Genomic DNA, 16120 nt, shown 5'->3' with positions numbered 1-16120 from the left:
GGCCTCAGAGGATGCCCTTGTCCTCGAGGAACTGCGCCGCGACGTCGGCCGGCTTCTTGCGCTCGAGGTCGACCTGGACGTTCATCGCTGCGAGGTCATCGGTGGTCAGGGCCTCGGACAGCTTGTTGAAGGTGTCCTCGAGATCGGGGTTGTCGGCCAGGAAGTCGGAGTTGACCGCGGGCGTGAGGTTCTGGGCAGGCTGGATGCCCTTGTCGTCCTCGAGCAGCACCAGCCCGAGGTCCTCGAGCGTGCCGTCCGTGGTGCCCGTCTCGCCGAGCTGCACCTCGCCGTTCTTGACGGCGTCCTTGACCTGGGCGCTCGCAAAGTCGAGCGGGACGATCTCGGAGATGTCCAGGCCGTAGACCTTGGTCAGACCACCCTCGCAGTCGGACCGGCCCTCGCAGTCCGGGGGAGCGCCCAGCTTGACCGGCTCGCCGAGCGCGGCCAGGTCGGAAAGCGTGCTCAGATCGTTCTGCTCGGCGAAGTCCTGGCTGACGAAGAAGGCGTTCTGGTCGGTGGCGTCCGACGGCGGCAGGATCGAGATGCCCTGCTCCTCGGCGAGAGGCTCCAGCGCGGCCAGCGTGGCGGCGGGGTCGTTGCTGGAGACCGCCTCGGCGTCGGGACCGTTCTTCTGTGTGTTGAGGAAGTCCGTCAGCCCGGCGAGGTAGTCGGGGACGATGTCGACATTGCCCTTGCTCAGCTCGGGCAGGTAGACATCCCGCGTGGTGACCAGCTTGGTCTGCACCTGGTAGCCGGCGTCCTCGAGCAGCGACTGGTAGATCGCGGCCAGGATCTGGCTCTCCGTGAAGTCCTGACCGCCGACGACGACCGTCCCCTTGTCGCCGGCGGCGCCGCTCGAGGCGGGGTCGCTCGCGTCGTCCTCGAGGTCGCTGCCGCCGCAGGCGGCCGTGGTGAGCAGGACGGCACCTGCGGCGGCGAGTGCGAATGCGCGACTGATCTGCATGGGTACAACCACCTTCTGTGTCCCGCGAGACATTCCCCGCGCGTGTCCGATGGGCACCCGACGGTACCCGCGTCGCCACAGTAGCCCGGCCCACCGACAAGGGCCGATGGCGTTTTCGTGACGTCGTGCCGCCCGCAGGGGTCAGGCTGACGCGCGGGCGATCTCGCGGCGGGCCCGCCGCATCGGGTCGGCGTACCGCTCGACGAGCATCGCGACGCCTTCCAGCAGGAGCGCACCGACCGCGACGATCATCGCTCCGGCGACGACCTCGTAGGTGCGGTGGTTGGCGAAACCCCTCGTGATCACCCGCCCGAGGCCCGGTCCGGCCACCAGGGCGGCGATGGTGGCGGTCGCCCAGACCTGCACCAGCGCGAGCCGGACACCGGTCAGCACCACCCGCATCGCCAGCGGCAGCTCGACCGAGCTGAAGACCTTTGCCTCACCCATCCCCATCCCTCGGGCGGCCTCGACGACACCGCGGTCGACCTCGACGACGGCGACGTAGGCGTTGGTGATGATCGGCGGGAGCGCGAACAGCACCAGCGCGACGAGGGTGGCGAGGCCGGCCCGGCCGAAGGGGCCGAACTTCTCCGAGCCGATCGGTCCGAGCGCGAGCACCAGCAGGACGGCGAACACCGGGACGGCGCGACCGACGTTGGACACGTTCACGGCGAGGAAGCCGCCCCACCTTCGGTGCCCGAGGTAGAGCGCGGGTGGGAGGCCGACGACGACCGCGATGACCAGCGAGGTCACGGTCAGCAGCAGCTGCTGGATCGCGAAGGCCGCGATGCCCGTGGAGCCGGACCAGTTCGACCCGTCCGTCAGGTAGGAGAAGACGTCACCGAGCATGGCGTGTCCAGGGGGTGACCAGCCGCTGCACGAGGAGCAGGCCGAGGTCGAGGATGCCGGCGAGGGCGACGCACAGCACACTGGCCGCGAAGATCTGGGCCTTGAACTGGTTGCCGACCGCGAGCAGCAGCAGGTTGCCGAGGCCGCCGTACGACACGATCGAGCCGACGGTCGCCAGCGCGACGGTCGACACGGTGGCCACCCGGAGTCCGGCGACGATGACGGGGACGGCGAGCGGCAGCTCGACCTTGAGCAACATCCGGGTGTCGGAGTAGCCGACCCCGCGGGCCGCCTCACGGATCTCCTCCGGCACTCCCTGCAGCCCCGCGAGCACGTTGCGCACCAGGATCGTCAGCGAGTAGAGGGCCAAGCCGATGATCACCGTGGTGGGGGAGAGGCCGGTGAACGGCAGGAGCAGCGAGAAGAGTGCGAGCGACGGGATCGTGTAGATGATCGTCGTGGCTCCGACGACGACGGACTCGACGGCGGCGTTGCGACGCGCGACCAGCGCCAGAGGTACGGCGACGACGAGCCCAGCGAGCACCGAGATGACGGTGATCCACAGGTGCTCGACGGAGGCGTCGACCAGCTCAGGACGGTAGTCGGTCCAGTACCGCGTACAGATCCAGTCGTTGTCGACGTAGCACTGGGGCACGCCGTCCACGAGAGCCATCACGCCGGTGACGCTACCCCGAGCGACCCCCACCCGGCGGCTGGCTAACCGCGCAGCTCGTGGTCGCGCAGCGCGAGGGCCGCGGGGTCGACGGAGCTCGGGTCGAGACCCGGCACGTCGATCCGCGGCCCCTGCGGGGACGGCACCCGCGGGACCGGGCCGCCGTGCTCGGCGACGTACCGCATCACGAGCTCGGCGTCCGCACGCCGGTCCTGCCCGACCAGCCACCCGGTGAGCCGCTGCACCGGCGGCAGGCCCGAGCCGGCGAGCGTGCGCTCGCCCCAGAACTCGCGGACGCCCGCGACGAGCAGGCCCCACCACTCGTCGGAGCAGCCGGGGATCTCGGTGAAGTAGCGCGGCAGGTCGCCGGCGAGCACCTTGTCGACGAACACCCGCGTGACCTTGTCCGACCCGAAGTCGCGCACGGTCGCCAGCGACATCCGCTTCGTCTGCCACCGGTCGCGTAGGTCCGCGAGCGACGAGCGCTGCTGGGTGATCGACGTGCCGTCGTGGCGGATGCGCCAGTGGTAGACGACGTCGGGAACGACCCCGAAGCGCCGCGAGGCGATGTACGCGCGGGTCGTGGTCGGCTGGTCCTCGTAACGGATCCCCTCCGGCCAGGCCAATCCGGCGTCGTCCCAGAAGGAGCGCCGGAACAGCTTGTTCCACGCGAACACGTCGCCGAGGATCTCGGGGTGCTGCTCGATGAAGTACGCCGCGCGCGGCCGGTGCAGCCGGCGCATCCACGGCGGCTCCACCAGCTGCCCGCCCTCCCACCGGGCCACGGACCCGGTGACGAAGTCGCCGCCGGTGCGACGCAGCTGGTGCAGCAGCACCCGGTAGGAGTCCGGCGGCACCACGTCGTCGGAGTCGGCGAAGGTCAGCAGCGCACCGGTCGCGTGCCGGATCCCCTCGTTGCGCGCGGCGCCCAGCCCGTGGTTGTCGGTGTGCACGACGCGCACCCGCGGGTCGCGGGCGGCGTACGCGTCGGCGATCCGGCCCGAGTCGTCGGTCGACCCGTCGTCGACGACCACGACCTCGAGCTCGCGGTGGGTCTGCGCCAGCACGCTGTCGAGGGCCTCGGGCAGGTAGGCCTCGACGTCGTAGACGGGGACGACGACGCTGATCAGTGGTGCGCGCCGCCCGAACTTCATGGCCTCACGGTACTGACCGTTAGGCTCGTCCCTCGTGAGTGACCGTCCCGCCGACCCCAGCGACATCGATCCTGCCGACTACCCCCGCAAGGTGCTCTTCGTGGCCGGCGCCGGCCGCAGCGGCACCAGCACCATGGCCGGGCTGATGCAGATCATGGGCCTGCACGTCCCGCAGCCCGAGGTCGTGGCCGACGAGACCAACCCCAAGGGCTTCGGGGAGCCGGCCTGGGTCGTCGCGCACCACGACCGCCTGCTCAAGGAGGCCGGCGTCCAGGTGAGCGACGCGCGGCCCGACGCGTGGTTCGAGACCGGCCGCATCTCCACCCGTGAGCACGAGCGGATCGCCACCGCGGCCTGGCTCGAGGAGCACTTCGCGGTGAGCACCGAGCTGGTCGTCAAGGACCCGCGGCTGAGCTGGTTCCTCGCGCTGTGGCGGGTCGCGGCCGTCCGCACCGGCGCCACCCCGGTCTTCGCGACCATGCTCCGTCCGCCCGCCGAGGTGGTCGGCAGCAAGCAGACCTACTACAACAACCGCGCGGGCTCGGCGCACCTCGCGGCGTCCTGGCTGAACATGCTGCTGCACACCGAGCGCGCCACCCGTGAGTCCGTCGCCGACGGCGGGCGCATCTTCGTCCGGTACGCCGACCTCCTCGACGACTGGACCCGGATCGTGATGCGGGCCGGGGAGCAGCTCGGCCTCCAGCACGTGATGCACGCGAAGAGCGAGCAGATCCGCGACGGGCACCGCTTCGTCGACCCGAGCCTGCGCCGGGTGACCCAGACCCTCGAGGACCTCGCGCTCCCGCCGCGGCTGCACGAGCTGACCGCGGAGACGTGGACCGAGCTGAACAAGCTGGCCGACCCCGGCGGCGACACCGCCGAGGTGCACCAGGCCCTCGACCAGCTGCGCGAGGCCTACGTCGAGCTGTACGAGGCGTCCGAGGGGATCTCCCGGTCCTCGGTGATCGCGGCCGAGCAGCGCGTCCGCAAGCAGGTCAAGGGTGGCGGCGGTGCCGGCAAGCAGGCGGCCCCGGCCGACCCTGCGCACAAGGTCCCGCACCGCGTGCGCGCCGCGATCCCGGCCCCGGTGCGGCGCGGTCTGCGCAAGGCGTGGGGCCGCACCCGGTGACGCTCCACCGGGGCTCCACGGGCCTGTCCAACCTCGAGGGCCACACGGAGTTCGACATCACCTGGCCGTGGCTGCGGCCGGGGGGCCTCCGCCCCGGCTCGACCGCGGTGCTCCGGGTCAAGAACGAGGCGTCCTCGCTGCCGTTCGTGCTGCCGCCGCTGCTGCGGGCCTGCGACCACGTGCTGCTGGTCGACAACGGCTCGGACGACGGCACCCCGGAGGTCGCGCGCGAGGCCGCCGCCCGCGCCGGCCGGTCCGACCGGCTGACGGTGACGTCGTACCCCTTCTCGGTGGCCCGCGCGGGCGCCGAGCACCTGGCCCAGCACGAGCTGTCCGTGCACTCCCTGTCCTACTTCTACAACTGGTGCTTCGCGCAGGTCACCACGCGCTACTCGTGGAAGTGGGACGGCGACATGGTGCTGACCACCGAGGGCGAGGTGTCGATCGCGGACCTCGGGTGGCAGGTCGGCAACGTGCAGTCGATCGTCCGGGTGCCGCGACACGGCCTGTACGTCGAGAGCGAGTCGAAGGGCTACCTCGACCTCGGCTTCCGCAACGCCGAGGAGTGGGGCTTCCCGATCGGGCCGGACTTCGTCTACACCAAGGCCTTCGAGTGGGAGATCCGCACCACCCCGGTCGGCGTGCGCTCGATCGCCCTGCCGCAGGGCCTCTGCGTGGAGCTGAAGTACCTCGACGGCGAGGAGTTCGCGCACTGGACCGACCCCGCGTCGTTCGCCACCAGCTTCCGCAACCGGCGCAAGCGCCGCGAGTGGGAGGTCTTCCACGCGCTCAAGGAGGGCCGGGTGCCCGCGGGCGTCCACGAGATCACCGCCCCCGCCGGCGTTCACATCGTCGACCACGTCACCCACGACTGGCTGCCGCACGCCGCCCGGCCCCTCGACGTCGGGTGATCCTGCCCGGACCAATGGCCCGGGCGCTGGACCTTTGGCTCTGCCGCTGCCGGCTCCCTCCGCCCTAGGTTCGGGTTGGGTGGGAGAGGAGGCCGGATGCCACGGACCAGGAGCTTCCTCCAGCGCTTCCGTGGGGCCGGCGCCCCGGGCGCCGCGTCGGCCGTCGGCGTGCCCGCGGACCGGGTCGCCGAGACCGCCGCCGAGCTCGAGCCGGTGTTCGACCGGCTGGCGCCGGTCCAGGCCGAGTGCGAGGCCATCCGGGCCCGGGCGCGCCAGGACGCGGAGCTCACCCGCCGGCGCGCCGACGAGCGGGCTGCGGCCGTCCTCGCCGCCGCCCGCGCCAACGCCGAGGCCGAGCGGGTCGCCGCGTCCCTCGCGGCCGGCCGACGGGTCGACGACGAGCGGGAGCAGGCCCTCACGGCCGCCGACGAGCAGGCCGAGCGGGTACGCCGGCACGCCGCCGAGGCGATGCCGCGGTACGTCGACCGGGTCGTGGAGCAGGCGCGGCTCCTGCTCGACGGCCACGACCAACCGGGGGCGCCCGTGCCATGAGCGCCTCGTGGGTCGCAGGGACGGTACGCGCCCGGGCCTTGGCCCGCCGCCGGCTGGGGGCGGGAGGGGCGCGTGCGCTCGCGGCCCGGCCGACCCTCACCGACGCGGTCGTGGCGCTCGCGGACACGCCGTACGGCCACGACGTCCGGCCCGGCCAGGACCTCGCCGAGGCCGAGCACGCCGTCGGTGCGGCCCTGCTGTGGAACCTGCGGGTGCTCGCCGGCTGGCTGCCCCGGGAGGGGTCGGCGGTGCTGCGTGTGCTGGCCGGCTGGTTCGAGCTGGCGAACGTCGACGACCGGCTGGCCGAGCTCGAGGGTGACGACCCCGCGGAGCCGGCGTACGTCCTCGGGGCACTGGCGACCGCCGCCACCCGGATCGCGTCCGCGGGCTCCCCGGCGGCGGTGACGGACGTGCTGGCGCGGCCGCCGTGGCGGGTGCGGGAGGCCGGCACCCGGAGCGACCTGCGGGTGGGCGCCCGGCTCGGCTGGGCGGACGCCACGCTCGCCGCGGTCCCCGAGGCCGGCGCCTGGGCGCGTGGCGGTGCGGCCCTGCTGCTCCTCGCGGAGCTGGTCGCGGCCGGACGACCGCCGGCCCCGACGAGCGCCGCCCGGGTCGCGCGTCTCCTCGGCCCGCACTTCCTGGCCGCGGTGCCGCCCGGGACCACCGACCTCGACCGGGCGCGGGCGGCGCTGCCGCGGGAGGCCGGGTGGGTCCTCGACGGCATCGACACCCCGGCGGGGCTGTGGCGCGGTGAGCAGCTGTGGTGGCGGCGGGTCGAGCGCGACGGCTTCGGTCTGCTGGGCGGCACCGGGTTCGGCCGGCCGCCGGTGGTGGGCGCCGTCGCGGTCCTGGCCGCGGACGCGCGGCGGGTCCGGGCGGCGCTCGAGGCCGCTGCCCAGGGCGGGCCGGCGGCACGGGAGGTCTTCGATGCGGTCTCCTCGTGAGAGCAGATGGCGCGAGCTCGCGGAGCCGGTGCGGATGCAGCGAGTGGCGCTGGTCGCGCCGTCGGACTCGCTGCGCGAGGTGCTCGGCCTCGTCGCCGAGGCGGGCGTGCTCGAGCTCGACGCCCCGACCCAGCCGGGCACGACCGAGGACACGAGCCTCGACGCGGTCGCCGGACGCACCGTGGTGCGCGGCGAGGTCGCCGCGCTGACCGGGTGGGTCCCGGTCGCCGAGCTGGCGCCGCTCGCGCAGCGGCTGCGGGACTCGGGCGGGGCCGCGGTCCCCCTCGCGGCGCCGCGGGGGACCGACCCGCCGACCCTGCTGCGCGAGGGCGGCGGCCTGCGCCGGGCGTTCACCCCGCTCGTGCAGACCTACGGCACCGTCCCCTACGAGGACGTCGACCCGAGCGTCGCGGCCGGGCTCGCGTACATCGTGATGTTCGGGATGATGTTCGGCGACGTCGGCCACGGCGCGCTGCTCGCGGCCCTCGGGCTGCTGGTGCGCTCGGAGCGGGTGCCCCGGCTCGCCCCGATCCGCCGGCTGTGGCCGTTCGTCACGGGCGCGGGCCTGGCGGCCATGGCGTTCGGGCTGCTGTACGGCGAGTGCTTCGGGCCGACCGGCCTGGTGCCCGTGCTGTGGCTGGCGCCGCTGGACCACCCGGTGACGCTGCTCGTCGCGGGGGTGGCCGTCGGTGGGGTGCTGCTCGCCGCCGCCCAGGCACTGGCCACGGTCAACCGCTGGCGGGAGGGCGGCTGGCCCCGCGCGGTGAGCGCGCCGTCCGGGGTGGCCGGGGCGGCCCTGCTGGCCGGGACCGGCCTGGTCGCCGGTGGCGTGTGGCGCGACCTGCCCTGGCTGACCGTCCTCGGCGGCGGCGTCGCCGTGGCGGGCGTCGTCCTCGCGTTCGCCGGGTTCCTCGCCACCTCCGGCGGCGGTGGCTCCGGGGTCACCCAGGCCGTGGTCGAGGTCTTCGACGCCGTCCTGCGGGTCGGCACCAACCTCATCTCGTTCGCGCGGCTCGCGGCCTTCGGGCTCACCCACGCCGCGCTCGGCCTGGTCGTGTGGGACGGGACCTCGGCGCTCGCCGGGTCGGGTCCCGTGCTGGTCGCCGCAGCCGTCGTCCTGTTCGTGCTCGGCAACGTGCTGACGTTCGGCCTCGAGGCGCTGGTCGCCGGGATCCAGGCCCTCCGGCTGGAGTACTACGAGCTCTTCTCACGACTCTTCGAGGGCGAGGGCAGGCCGTTCCGGCCGTGGTGCCTGCCCGCGCCCACACCGTCCGACCAACCGTCCGTCCAAGGGAGAGGACCATGATCATCTGGCTGCTCGGCCTACCTGTGCTGGTGGCGGTGTCCGCCGGCCTCGCGACGCTGCTGCGACGCCGGCGCGAGCTCGTGCTCAAGGCGGTGGTCGGCCTCAACGCCGCCGTCCTCGCCGTCGCGACCGTCGTGATCATCGCGGCGGCCTCGTCCGGGGGCGAGCCGGCGGCCGACGCCACGCTCGTCGCGGCCCAGACCGACTCGGGCTCGTCGAGCTGGGCCGCCCTGCTGGGCGCCGCGATCGCCGTGGCCGGCTCGTCGATCGGGGCGGCCATCGCCGTCGCCTACACCGGTGCGGCCGCCCTGGCGGCGATGAGCGAGCGTCCCGAGCTGTTCGGCCGCGCCATGGTGATCGTCGGGCTCGCCGAGGGGATCGCGATCTACGGCCTGATCATCGCGGTGATCCTCATCGGGCGGGCCTGATGGCCCACGTCGCCGTGCTCGGCGAGCGTGGCCGGGTCGCCGGCTACGCGCTCGCCGGCGCGCTCGTGGTCGTCGCCGACGACGAGCCCGCGGTCCGCGCCGCGTGGGCCGACCTCGTCGGCGACCGGACCCCGGACGTCGACGTCGTCGTGCTCACCCGCCGAGCAGCCGACGCGCTCCCGGCCGGGCTCGCCGACCGCGACCGCCCGCTCACGGTGGTGATGGACCCGTGAGCGGCACCGCGCCCGGCCGGAGGGCCCGTCCGCGCGGCCGCGGCGGCCCCGGCGGCCCCGACGACCTGCTCGTCGTCCGCGACGCCCTCCTCGCGCGTGCTCGCCGTGAGGCCGAGGCCGAGGCCGCCGACGCCGAGGAGCGGGCCCGGGCGACCCTGGACGCGGCGCAGGCACAGGCCGACGAGCTGGTGGCCGCCGCTCGCACGCAGGGAGCCGCCGACGCGGCCGGCGCCCTGAGCGGTGAGCGGGCACGGACCCTGCGCGAGGCCCGCACCCGGGTGCTCCAGGCCCAGCGGGACGCCTACGACGAGCTGCGCAGGCGGAGCGTGGCGGACGTGACCGCGCTGCTGGACGGGCTGGGACCGCAGGTGGGCTCGCAGCTGGAGCGCGAGGCCGCCGAGCGCCTCGGTGTCGGCGCAGCCGTGCACGCCGGGGCGCACGGTCCGGTGGCGCTCGCGGGGCAGCGGCGGCTGAGCCTCGAGCCCGAGCACCTCGTCGACCGCGCGCTCGAGGACCTCGGGACCGAGCTGACCGGGCTGTGGTCGCCGTGACGGCCGGAACGGCCATCGAGGGCCGGGTCGTGAAGGTCTCCGGCTCTCTCGTGGAGGTCGAGGGGCTCCCCGGCGCCGTGATCTCCGAGGTCGTCGCGCTCGGCCGCGTCGGGCTGCTCGGCGAGATCGTCGCCGTCGCCGACGGGGTGTTCACCGTCCAGGCGTACGAGGACACCGGCGGCCTCGCCCCCGGAGCGACCGTCGCGGCCCTCGGCCGGCCCCTGTCGGCGGCCCTCGGCCCGCACCTGCTCGGCGGGGTGTTCGACGGGCTGCTCCGGCCGCTCTCCGAGGCCGGTGAGTGGTTGGAGCCCGGGGCCGGAGCGGGCCCTGGCGACACGCTCCGCTGGCGCTTCACGCCCACCGCGGCGCCCGGCGCCGACCTCGCGGCGGGGGAGGCGGTCGGCACCCTCGACGGCGACGGACCGTTCGCGCTCCTCGTGACCGTCCCGCCGGACCTGCCGCCCGGCGTACCCCTGGCCGTCGAGAGCGTTGTGCCCGCCGGTGAGTACGCCGCCGACGAGACCCTCGCGGTGATCGGCGGCCGGCCCGTCACGATGGCGACCTCCTGGCCGGTGCGCCGCCCGCGGCCCTTCCGGGCCCGGGTCGACGAGGTCGCCGCGCTGCACACCGGGCAGCGGGTCCTCGACCTGGTCCAGCCGATCGCGCGCGGCAGCACCGCGTCGGTCCCGGGCGGCTTCGGGACCGGGAAGACCATGCTGCTGCAGCAGATCGCCAAATGGTGCGACGCCGACGTCATCGTCTACGTCGGCTGCGGCGAGCGCGGCAACGAGATGGCCGACATCGTCGAGGAGCTCCAGTCGCTCGTCGACCCGCGGAGCGGACGGCCCCTGCGGCTGCGGACGGTCGTCATCGCCAACACGTCGAACATGCCGATGATGGCGCGCGAGGCGAGCATCTACACGGGCGTGACCGTCGCCGAGTACTTCCGGGACATGGGGCTGCACGCGGTCGTCATCGCCGACTCCACGTCACGCTGGGCCGAGGCCCTGCGCGAGTTCGCGTCCCGTCGCGGTGCCCTGCCCGCCGAGGAGGGCTACCCGGCCGGCCTGGCGTCCGCGCTCGCGGCGTTCTACGAACGAGCCGGCGACGTCCGCACCCTCGGCGGCGGGCGCGGCTCGGTGACGATCATCGGCGCGGTCTCGCCGCCCGGTGGGGACATGACCGAGCCGGTGACCGCGCACACCCAGCGCTTCGTCCGCGCGACCTGGATGCTCGACCGCGACCTGGCCTACGCACGCCACTACCCCGCGGTCGCGTGGGAGGGGTCGTTCTCCCGCGACGCCGGCGCGCTGGCCGGGTGGTACGCCCGCAACGGCGACCCCACGTGGGGGCGGCGGCGGGCGCGGATGGGCAGCCTGCTGGCCGAGTCCGACCGGCTCGCGTCCCTCGCCGAGCTGGTCGGGGAGGGCGCGATGCCCGGCTCCGAGCGCGTCGTGCTGCTGGCCGGCCGGCTGCTGCGCGACTGCGTGCTGCGCCAGAGCGCGCTGAGCCCGAACGACGGGTTCTGCTCCGCGGCCAAGGGGGCGGCGCTCGTGGACGCGGTGCTCGCCGTCGTCGACCGCTGCCAGAGCCTGATCGAGGCCGGCGTCCCCGCGACCCGCATCGAGGAGGCCGACCTGGGGGCGCTGGTGCGGGCCGCCGAGGCGACCGGCCCCGCCGACGCCGAGGGCGTGGCCGCCCGCCGCGACACCGTCCTGGCCGAGCTGGAGACGCTGTCATGACGCGCTGGATCGGCACCGTCGAGCACCTCGGGATCACCCGGCTGCGGGGCCCGCTGCTCGTGGTGCGTGACGTCCACGGGGTCGGCTGGGACGAGTCGGCGACCGTCCGCACCCCCGACGGTCGGGTCCGCAACGGGCTGGTGCTGAGCGTGGACCGGGACCTGGCGGTGGTGCAGGTGTTCGAGGGCACCGACGGCGTCGGCGTCGAGGGCACCTCGGTCGTGTTCGCCGGCGAGTCGACGCACGTCCCGGTGGGGGAGGGCTGGCTCGGCCGCGTCTGCAACGGCCGCGGGGCGCCCATCGACGGCGGTCCGCCGGTCGCCGGCGTACGCCGCGCACCCGTCTCCGGCCGCCCGCTCAACCCGACCCGTCGCGAGCCGCCCTCCGAGCCCGTCCTGACCGGTGTCTCGGCGATCGACGCGCTGACGACCCTGGTGCGCGGCCAGAAGCTGCCGGTGTTCTCGGTCGCCGGGCTGCCCCACCTCGAGCTCGCCACGCAGATCGCCGCCCAGTCGACGGTGCGCGACGCGCCGTTCGCCGTCGTGTTCGCCGGGATGGGCCTCACCCACCCCGACGTGGCCGCGGTCCGCGACGCCCTGGCGGAGCGGTCGGCGCGCGGCGAGCTGGTGATGCTCCTCAACACCGCCGACGACCCCGTCGTCGAGCGCATCCTGACCCCGCGGATCGCGCTGACCGTCGCCGAGCACCTGGCCTTCGAGTGCGGCCGGCACGTGCTGGTCGTGATGGCGGACATGACGTCGTACGCCGAGGCCGTCCGCGAGGTGTCCGCCGACCGCGAGGAGATCCCGGGGCGGCGCGCCTACCCCGGCTACCTCTACAGCGACCTCGCCTCGCTGTACGAGCGCTGCGGCCGGATCCGGGGCGTGGCCGGCTCGGTCACCCTGGTCCCGGTGCTCACGATGCCCGGCGGCGACATCACCCACCCGGTCCCGGACCTCACCGGCTACATCACCGAGGGCCAGGTCGTGCTGTCGACGGCCGCGCACGGCAGCGGGATCTACCCGCCGGTGGATCCGCTCGGCTCTCTCTCGCGCCTGATGCGCAAGGGGGCCGGGTCGGGGCGGACCCGCGAGGACCACCTCGACGTGGCCGCCCAGGTGATGTCCTGCCTGTCCCGGGCCCGGCACGTCCGGGAGCTCGCCGACCTGATCGGCGAGGAGGCCCTGAGCGGCACGGACCGCGCCTACCTCGCGTTCGCCGAGGACGTCGAGCGTCGGGTGCTGAGCCAGCGGCCCGACGAGACCCGCCAGATCGACGAGACCCTCGACCTGTGCTGGCGGGCGCTCTCGCTGCTGCCCCGCCGGGAGCTGACGATGCTGGCCGAGGACGCCCTCGCCCGCCGGTACGTCGCTCGGACCGGGGGGTGAGCGGTGCCGCGCAGGCTCCACGTCCCGCCCGGTCGCGCCGGCCAGCTGTGGCTCGTGCACCGGCAGGAGGTCGCGCTCCGCGCCGTGGACCTCCTGGACCAGAAGCTGCGGATCCTGCGGAGCGAGCGGCTGCGGCGCGCGCTCGTCGAGGAGCGCACCCGCGCCGCGTGGGAGGCCGCCGTCCGCGACGCGGACATCTGGCAGCTCCGGCTCGGCCAGCTCGGCGGGCAGCGGGCGCTGCGGCTGGGCCGGCGCGACCCGGTCGACGTCGAGGTGCGGTGGGAGCAGGTGGTCGGCGTGCGCTACCCGGCCTTCGCCGTGGTCCGCGGGGCGGCCTCCGAGTCGTCGGGGGGCGACGAGCCGGGTGGCAGCGCCGTACTCCTCGAGACGCGGCGGCGGATGGAGGTGGCGCTGGCCGCGGCGGCCCAGCAGGCCGCTGCCCTGGCGGCCCTGCGGACGCTGGAGGCCCAGGAGGCCGCGACGCGTCGGCGGCTGCGCTCGATCCGGACCCGCTACCTCCCCCTGCTCCAGGCGACGCGGCGTGACGTCGAGGTGTCGCTCGAGGAGGACGAGCGGTCGGACCTCCTCCGGCTGCGCTGGGCGGCGGGGCGAGGAGCCGCGCCGAGTGGGAACGACCGGAGGAGGGTGGACGGATGAACGCGGATCTGGGACGGCTGCTGGTGGCGGTCGACGACTCGGCGGCCGCGCTGCGGGCGGTCGACATCGCGCTCCGGCTGGCCACGGCGAACGACGCCGACGTGCGGTTCGTGCACGTCACCGTCGACGGCACGCTCCGGCGGGCGCTGGCGCCGGGCGGCGGCCAGGGCGAGCTGCAGGACCGGGTCGGCCGCGGCGTGGGCGCGCTCCTCGACCATGTCGCCGCCCGGGCGCGCCGGGCCGGCGTCCGGTACACCGTCGAGTCGCTGCTCGGCGAGCCCGAGGTCGAGGTGATGGCGGAGGCGCGGTCCTGGGCCGCGGACGTGGTGGTGATCGGCCGAGCGCAGTCCGGCGCGGTCGGGCGGCCCTACGTCGGGCACGTGACGCGGCACATCCTGGAGTTCAGCGACGTCCCCGTGCTCGTCGTACCGCGACCCTGAGCGGGTCCTCCTGGACGCGGGCCGCGTGCGGACGGTGTCAGGTAGGTCACGTGTCGGCGCGGTTTCACGCCCGTGACGCGAGGCGTAGATTCGTCGCGTCCGGGGAACACCTCTCCTGACAGGTTCCATCCAGACGAGCACACCGTCCGGTACCCACACCGGCCCGTCACGCCGCCGATCGCGGCAGACGGGTGGTCGGAGGGACTGGAACGAAAGGTTCGACTCATGACCCACCCTCCCCGGGACCCTGCCGTGCGCGCCGATCAGCGCGGCCCACTGCCCGCCGGCCCGCCCACCGGGCTCCGGGTCGGCGTCGTCGGCGCCGGACGGGTCGGCGCGGTCCTGGGTGCCGCCCTCGAGGCCGCCGGCCACCACGTCGTGGCCGCCGCGGGCGAGTCGGACGCCTCGCGGACCCGCATCGCCGACCTGCTGCCCGGCACCCGCACCGCCAAGCCGACCGACGTGGCGCGCTCCTGCGACCTGCTGCTGCTGACGGTCCCCGACGACATGCTCGCGAACGTCGTCACGGTGCTCAGCGACAGCGGCGCGATCCGCCCGGGTCAGTACGTCGTGCACACGTCGGGCCGGCACGGCCTGGCCGTCCTCGAGCCCGCCGCGCGGGTCGGGGCCCGGGTGGTCGCCCTGCACCCGGCGATGACGTTCACCGGCACCGCGCTCGACCTCGACCGCCTGCCAGGCTGCGTGTACGGCCTGACGGCCGCGCCGTCGGAGCGCGGGTTCGTCGAGGGTCTGGTCGCGGACCTCCGCGGCCGCCCGACGTGGGTGCCCGAGGAGATGCGCACCCTCTACCACTCGGGTCTCGCCCACGGCGCCAACCACCTGGTCACCCTGGTCAGCCAGGCGATGGAGCTGCTCGCCGCGGCCGGTTCGGCCGACCCGGCCGGCACCCTGCGCCCGCTGCTGACCGCCGCCCTCGACAACGCGCTCGAGCAGGGGGACTCCGCGCTGACCGGCCCGATCGTGCGCGGCGACGTCAACACCGTCCGCGCCCACCTGGCCGACATCGAGGCGAACGCGCCCCACACGCTGCCGTCGTACGTCGCGCTCGCACGCGACACCCTCGACCGGGTGGTGACCGACGGCCGGGTGCTGCCGATCCGCGCGGCCGCGATCCAGCGCGTGCTCGACCAGGCCGTGCAGTCCGTGCGGACCGCCCCCGGGACCTCCGCTCGCCGCCGATGAGCGCCACGCCCGTCCTCGCGCACACGCGCGAGGAGCTCGCCACCCTGCTCGCGCCCGCCCGCGCCGCGGGCCGCCCGGTCGGCTTCGTGCCGACCATGGGTGCCTTGCACGAGGGCCACGCGAGCCTGGTGCGCACGGCCCGGGAGCGGGTCGGCGACGACGGCCCGGTGGTGGTCTCGATCTTCGTCAACCCTCTGCAGTTCGGGCCGAACGAGGACCTCGACCGCTACCCGCGCACCCTCGAGGCGGACCTCGAGGTCTGCGCCCGCGAGGGGGTCGACATCGTGTTCGCCCCGAGCGTCGAGGACGTCTACCCCGGCGGGCCGCCGCAGGTCACCGTCCGTCCAGGACCGCTCGGCAAGGTCCTCGAGGGCAAGACCCGCCCCGGCCACTTCCGTGGGGTGCTGACGGTCGTCGCCAAGCTCTTCGGCCTGGTCCGGCCCGACGTCGCGGTCTTCGGCGAGAAGGACTACCAGCAGCTCACGCTGATCCGCAGGATGGTCCTCGACCTCAACCTCGGGGTCGAGGTCGTCGGCGCCGAGACCGTCCGCGAGCCCGACGGCCTGGCCCTGTCCAGCCGCAACCGGTATCTCGACGCCGAGCAGCGCCACGACGCGGTGGCGCTGAGCCACGCGCTGCGCGCCGCGCAGGCCAACGCCGGGTACGGCGCCCGGGTCGCCCTCACCGAGGCGCGCGCCGAGCTGCGGGCGGCGCCGGGGGTCGACCTCGACTACCTCGTGATCACCGATCCCGACCTGGGCGAGCTGCCCGACGACGTACCGCCGCGCACCGCGGCGCGGATGCTGGTCGCCGCCCGTGTCGGCGGCACCCGTCTGATCGACAACATGCCGCTGACCCTCGGCGTCCCGATACCCGCTGGCGAAGCCAGCCCGTCAAGCCGCGAGCGAAGCGAGCCTGGCTTGACGGAACAGAAGGACAGTCCCGCGACGCGGGACGACGCCGTTCCCTACGAGCGAAGCGAGTAGCAAGTGCTGC

Annotated in this window: 18 protein-coding genes; 14 read left to right on the top strand and 4 right to left on the bottom strand. The window is 74.7% G+C overall.

Features of this window, described 5'->3' with window-relative positions:
• Positions 1-4: 4 nt before the first annotated feature.
• The 4 genes from QQZ14_RS01940 to QQZ14_RS01925 all read right to left on the bottom strand — a co-directional run bounded on the left by QQZ14_RS01940 (position 5) and on the right by QQZ14_RS01925 (position 3640).
• On the bottom strand, positions 5-964 hold the full coding sequence (locus QQZ14_RS01940) for an ABC transporter substrate-binding protein (RefSeq protein ID WP_284532478.1): 960 nt from the start codon (positions 962-964) through the stop codon (positions 5-7).
• Between the two features lie 141 nt (positions 965-1105).
• On the bottom strand, positions 1106-1813 hold the full coding sequence (locus QQZ14_RS01935; RefSeq protein ID WP_284532477.1) for an ABC transporter permease: 708 nt from the start codon (positions 1811-1813) through the stop codon (positions 1106-1108).
• Positions 1803-2486 carry an ABC transporter permease gene (locus tag QQZ14_RS01930; RefSeq protein WP_284533065.1) on the bottom strand — a complete coding sequence of 228 codons (684 nt, stop codon included), beginning with the start codon at positions 2484-2486 and terminating at the stop codon, positions 1803-1805. The genes QQZ14_RS01935 and QQZ14_RS01930 overlap by 11 nt, the downstream gene beginning before the upstream one ends.
• A 44-nt stretch (positions 2487-2530) precedes the next feature.
• Positions 2531-3640, bottom strand: coding sequence for a glycosyltransferase family 2 protein (locus QQZ14_RS01925; protein WP_284532476.1), 1110 nt, complete (start codon positions 3638-3640; stop codon positions 2531-2533).
• Between the two features lie 34 nt (positions 3641-3674).
• On the opposite strand from QQZ14_RS01925, the gene QQZ14_RS01920 reads away from it, so the two are divergent.
• The 14 genes from QQZ14_RS01920 (at position 3675) to panC (ending at position 16110) form a co-directional block, all read left to right on the top strand.
• Positions 3675-4769 carry a sulfotransferase family protein gene (locus QQZ14_RS01920; RefSeq protein WP_284532475.1) on the top strand — a complete coding sequence of 365 codons (1095 nt, stop codon included), beginning with the start codon at positions 3675-3677 and terminating at the stop codon, positions 4767-4769.
• Entirely contained in the window at positions 4766-5680 is a 915-nt protein-coding gene (locus QQZ14_RS01915; RefSeq protein ID WP_284532474.1) for a hypothetical protein, read from the top strand. The genes QQZ14_RS01920 and QQZ14_RS01915 overlap by 4 nt, the downstream gene beginning before the upstream one ends.
• 96 nt (positions 5681-5776) lie before the next feature.
• Complete coding sequence (locus tag QQZ14_RS01910; RefSeq protein ID WP_284532473.1) at positions 5777-6232, top strand: hypothetical protein; 456 nt, start codon at positions 5777-5779, stop codon at positions 6230-6232.
• Positions 6229-7176 carry a hypothetical protein gene (locus tag QQZ14_RS01905; RefSeq protein WP_284532472.1) on the top strand — a complete coding sequence of 316 codons (948 nt, stop codon included), beginning with the start codon at positions 6229-6231 and terminating at the stop codon, positions 7174-7176. Before QQZ14_RS01910 ends, QQZ14_RS01905 begins: the two co-directional genes overlap by 4 nt.
• Positions 7160-8482, top strand: a complete 1323-nt coding sequence (locus tag QQZ14_RS01900) for a V-type ATPase 116kDa subunit family protein (RefSeq protein ID WP_284532471.1) — start codon at positions 7160-7162, stop codon at positions 8480-8482. The genes QQZ14_RS01905 and QQZ14_RS01900 overlap by 17 nt, the downstream gene beginning before the upstream one ends.
• Positions 8479-8910, top strand: coding sequence for an ATP synthase subunit C (locus tag QQZ14_RS01895; RefSeq protein WP_284532470.1), 432 nt, complete (start codon positions 8479-8481; stop codon positions 8908-8910). The genes QQZ14_RS01900 and QQZ14_RS01895 overlap by 4 nt, the downstream gene beginning before the upstream one ends.
• On the top strand, positions 8910-9143 hold the full coding sequence (locus QQZ14_RS01890) for a V-type ATP synthase subunit F (RefSeq protein ID WP_284532469.1): 234 nt from the start codon (positions 8910-8912) through the stop codon (positions 9141-9143). The genes QQZ14_RS01895 and QQZ14_RS01890 overlap by 1 nt, the downstream gene beginning before the upstream one ends.
• Positions 9140-9694 (top strand): hypothetical protein, encoded by a 555-nt coding sequence (locus QQZ14_RS01885; protein WP_284532468.1) that lies wholly within the window; start codon positions 9140-9142, stop codon positions 9692-9694. The genes QQZ14_RS01890 and QQZ14_RS01885 overlap by 4 nt, the downstream gene beginning before the upstream one ends.
• Positions 9691-11436, top strand: coding sequence for a V-type ATP synthase subunit A (locus QQZ14_RS01880; protein ID WP_284532467.1), 1746 nt, complete (start codon positions 9691-9693; stop codon positions 11434-11436). Before QQZ14_RS01885 ends, QQZ14_RS01880 begins: the two co-directional genes overlap by 4 nt.
• The gene (locus QQZ14_RS01875; RefSeq protein ID WP_284532466.1) at positions 11433-12824 is read left to right on the top strand and encodes a V-type ATP synthase subunit B; all 1392 of its coding nucleotides are present in this window, start codon (positions 11433-11435) and stop codon (positions 12822-12824) included. Before QQZ14_RS01880 ends, QQZ14_RS01875 begins: the two co-directional genes overlap by 4 nt.
• A gap of 3 nt (positions 12825-12827) precedes the next feature.
• Positions 12828-13481 carry a V-type ATP synthase subunit D gene (locus tag QQZ14_RS01870; protein ID WP_284532465.1) on the top strand — a complete coding sequence of 218 codons (654 nt, stop codon included), beginning with the start codon at positions 12828-12830 and terminating at the stop codon, positions 13479-13481.
• Positions 13478-13921, top strand: coding sequence for a universal stress protein (locus QQZ14_RS01865; RefSeq protein ID WP_284532464.1), 444 nt, complete (start codon positions 13478-13480; stop codon positions 13919-13921). Before QQZ14_RS01870 ends, QQZ14_RS01865 begins: the two co-directional genes overlap by 4 nt.
• A 225-nt stretch (positions 13922-14146) precedes the next feature.
• The gene (locus tag QQZ14_RS01860; RefSeq protein WP_284532463.1) at positions 14147-15124 is read left to right on the top strand and encodes a Rossmann-like and DUF2520 domain-containing protein; all 978 of its coding nucleotides are present in this window, start codon (positions 14147-14149) and stop codon (positions 15122-15124) included.
• Positions 15121-16110, top strand: a complete 990-nt coding sequence (gene panC / locus QQZ14_RS01855; protein WP_284532462.1) for a pantoate--beta-alanine ligase — start codon at positions 15121-15123, stop codon at positions 16108-16110. Before QQZ14_RS01860 ends, panC begins: the two co-directional genes overlap by 4 nt.
• Positions 16111-16120: the final 10 nt, after the last annotated feature.

This window comes from Nocardioides sp. T2.26MG-1 (assembly GCF_950101795.1).
Classification (GTDB): Bacteria; Actinomycetota; Actinomycetes; order Propionibacteriales; family Nocardioidaceae; genus Nocardioides.
This window is presented reverse-complemented; position numbering and strand designations above follow the sequence as displayed.

Coding starts and splice junctions, on each gene's coding strand:
- QQZ14_RS01910 (WP_284532473.1), top strand. CDS start 5,777: ATGCCACGGACCAGGAGCTTCCTCCAGCGCTTCCGTGGGGCCGGCGCC.
- QQZ14_RS01865 (WP_284532464.1), top strand. CDS start 13,478: ATGAACGCGGATCTGGGACGGCTGCTGGTGGCGGTCGACGACTCGGCG.
- panC (WP_284532462.1), top strand. CDS start 15,121: ATGAGCGCCACGCCCGTCCTCGCGCACACGCGCGAGGAGCTCGCCACC.
- QQZ14_RS01895 (WP_284532470.1), top strand. CDS start 8,479: ATGATCATCTGGCTGCTCGGCCTACCTGTGCTGGTGGCGGTGTCCGCC.
- QQZ14_RS01935 (WP_284532477.1), bottom strand. CDS start 1,813: ATGCTCGGTGACGTCTTCTCCTACCTGACGGACGGGTCGAACTGGTCC.
- QQZ14_RS01905 (WP_284532472.1), top strand. CDS start 6,229: ATGAGCGCCTCGTGGGTCGCAGGGACGGTACGCGCCCGGGCCTTGGCC.
- QQZ14_RS01940 (WP_284532478.1), bottom strand. CDS start 964: ATGCAGATCAGTCGCGCATTCGCACTCGCCGCCGCAGGTGCCGTCCTG.
- QQZ14_RS01925 (WP_284532476.1), bottom strand. CDS start 3,640: ATGAAGTTCGGGCGGCGCGCACCACTGATCAGCGTCGTCGTCCCCGTC.
- QQZ14_RS01900 (WP_284532471.1), top strand. CDS start 7,160: ATGCGGTCTCCTCGTGAGAGCAGATGGCGCGAGCTCGCGGAGCCGGTG.
- QQZ14_RS01930 (WP_284533065.1), bottom strand. CDS start 2,486: ATGGCTCTCGTGGACGGCGTGCCCCAGTGCTACGTCGACAACGACTGG.
- QQZ14_RS01890 (WP_284532469.1), top strand. CDS start 8,910: ATGGCCCACGTCGCCGTGCTCGGCGAGCGTGGCCGGGTCGCCGGCTAC.
- QQZ14_RS01875 (WP_284532466.1), top strand. CDS start 11,433: ATGACGCGCTGGATCGGCACCGTCGAGCACCTCGGGATCACCCGGCTG.
- QQZ14_RS01860 (WP_284532463.1), top strand. CDS start 14,147: ATGACCCACCCTCCCCGGGACCCTGCCGTGCGCGCCGATCAGCGCGGC.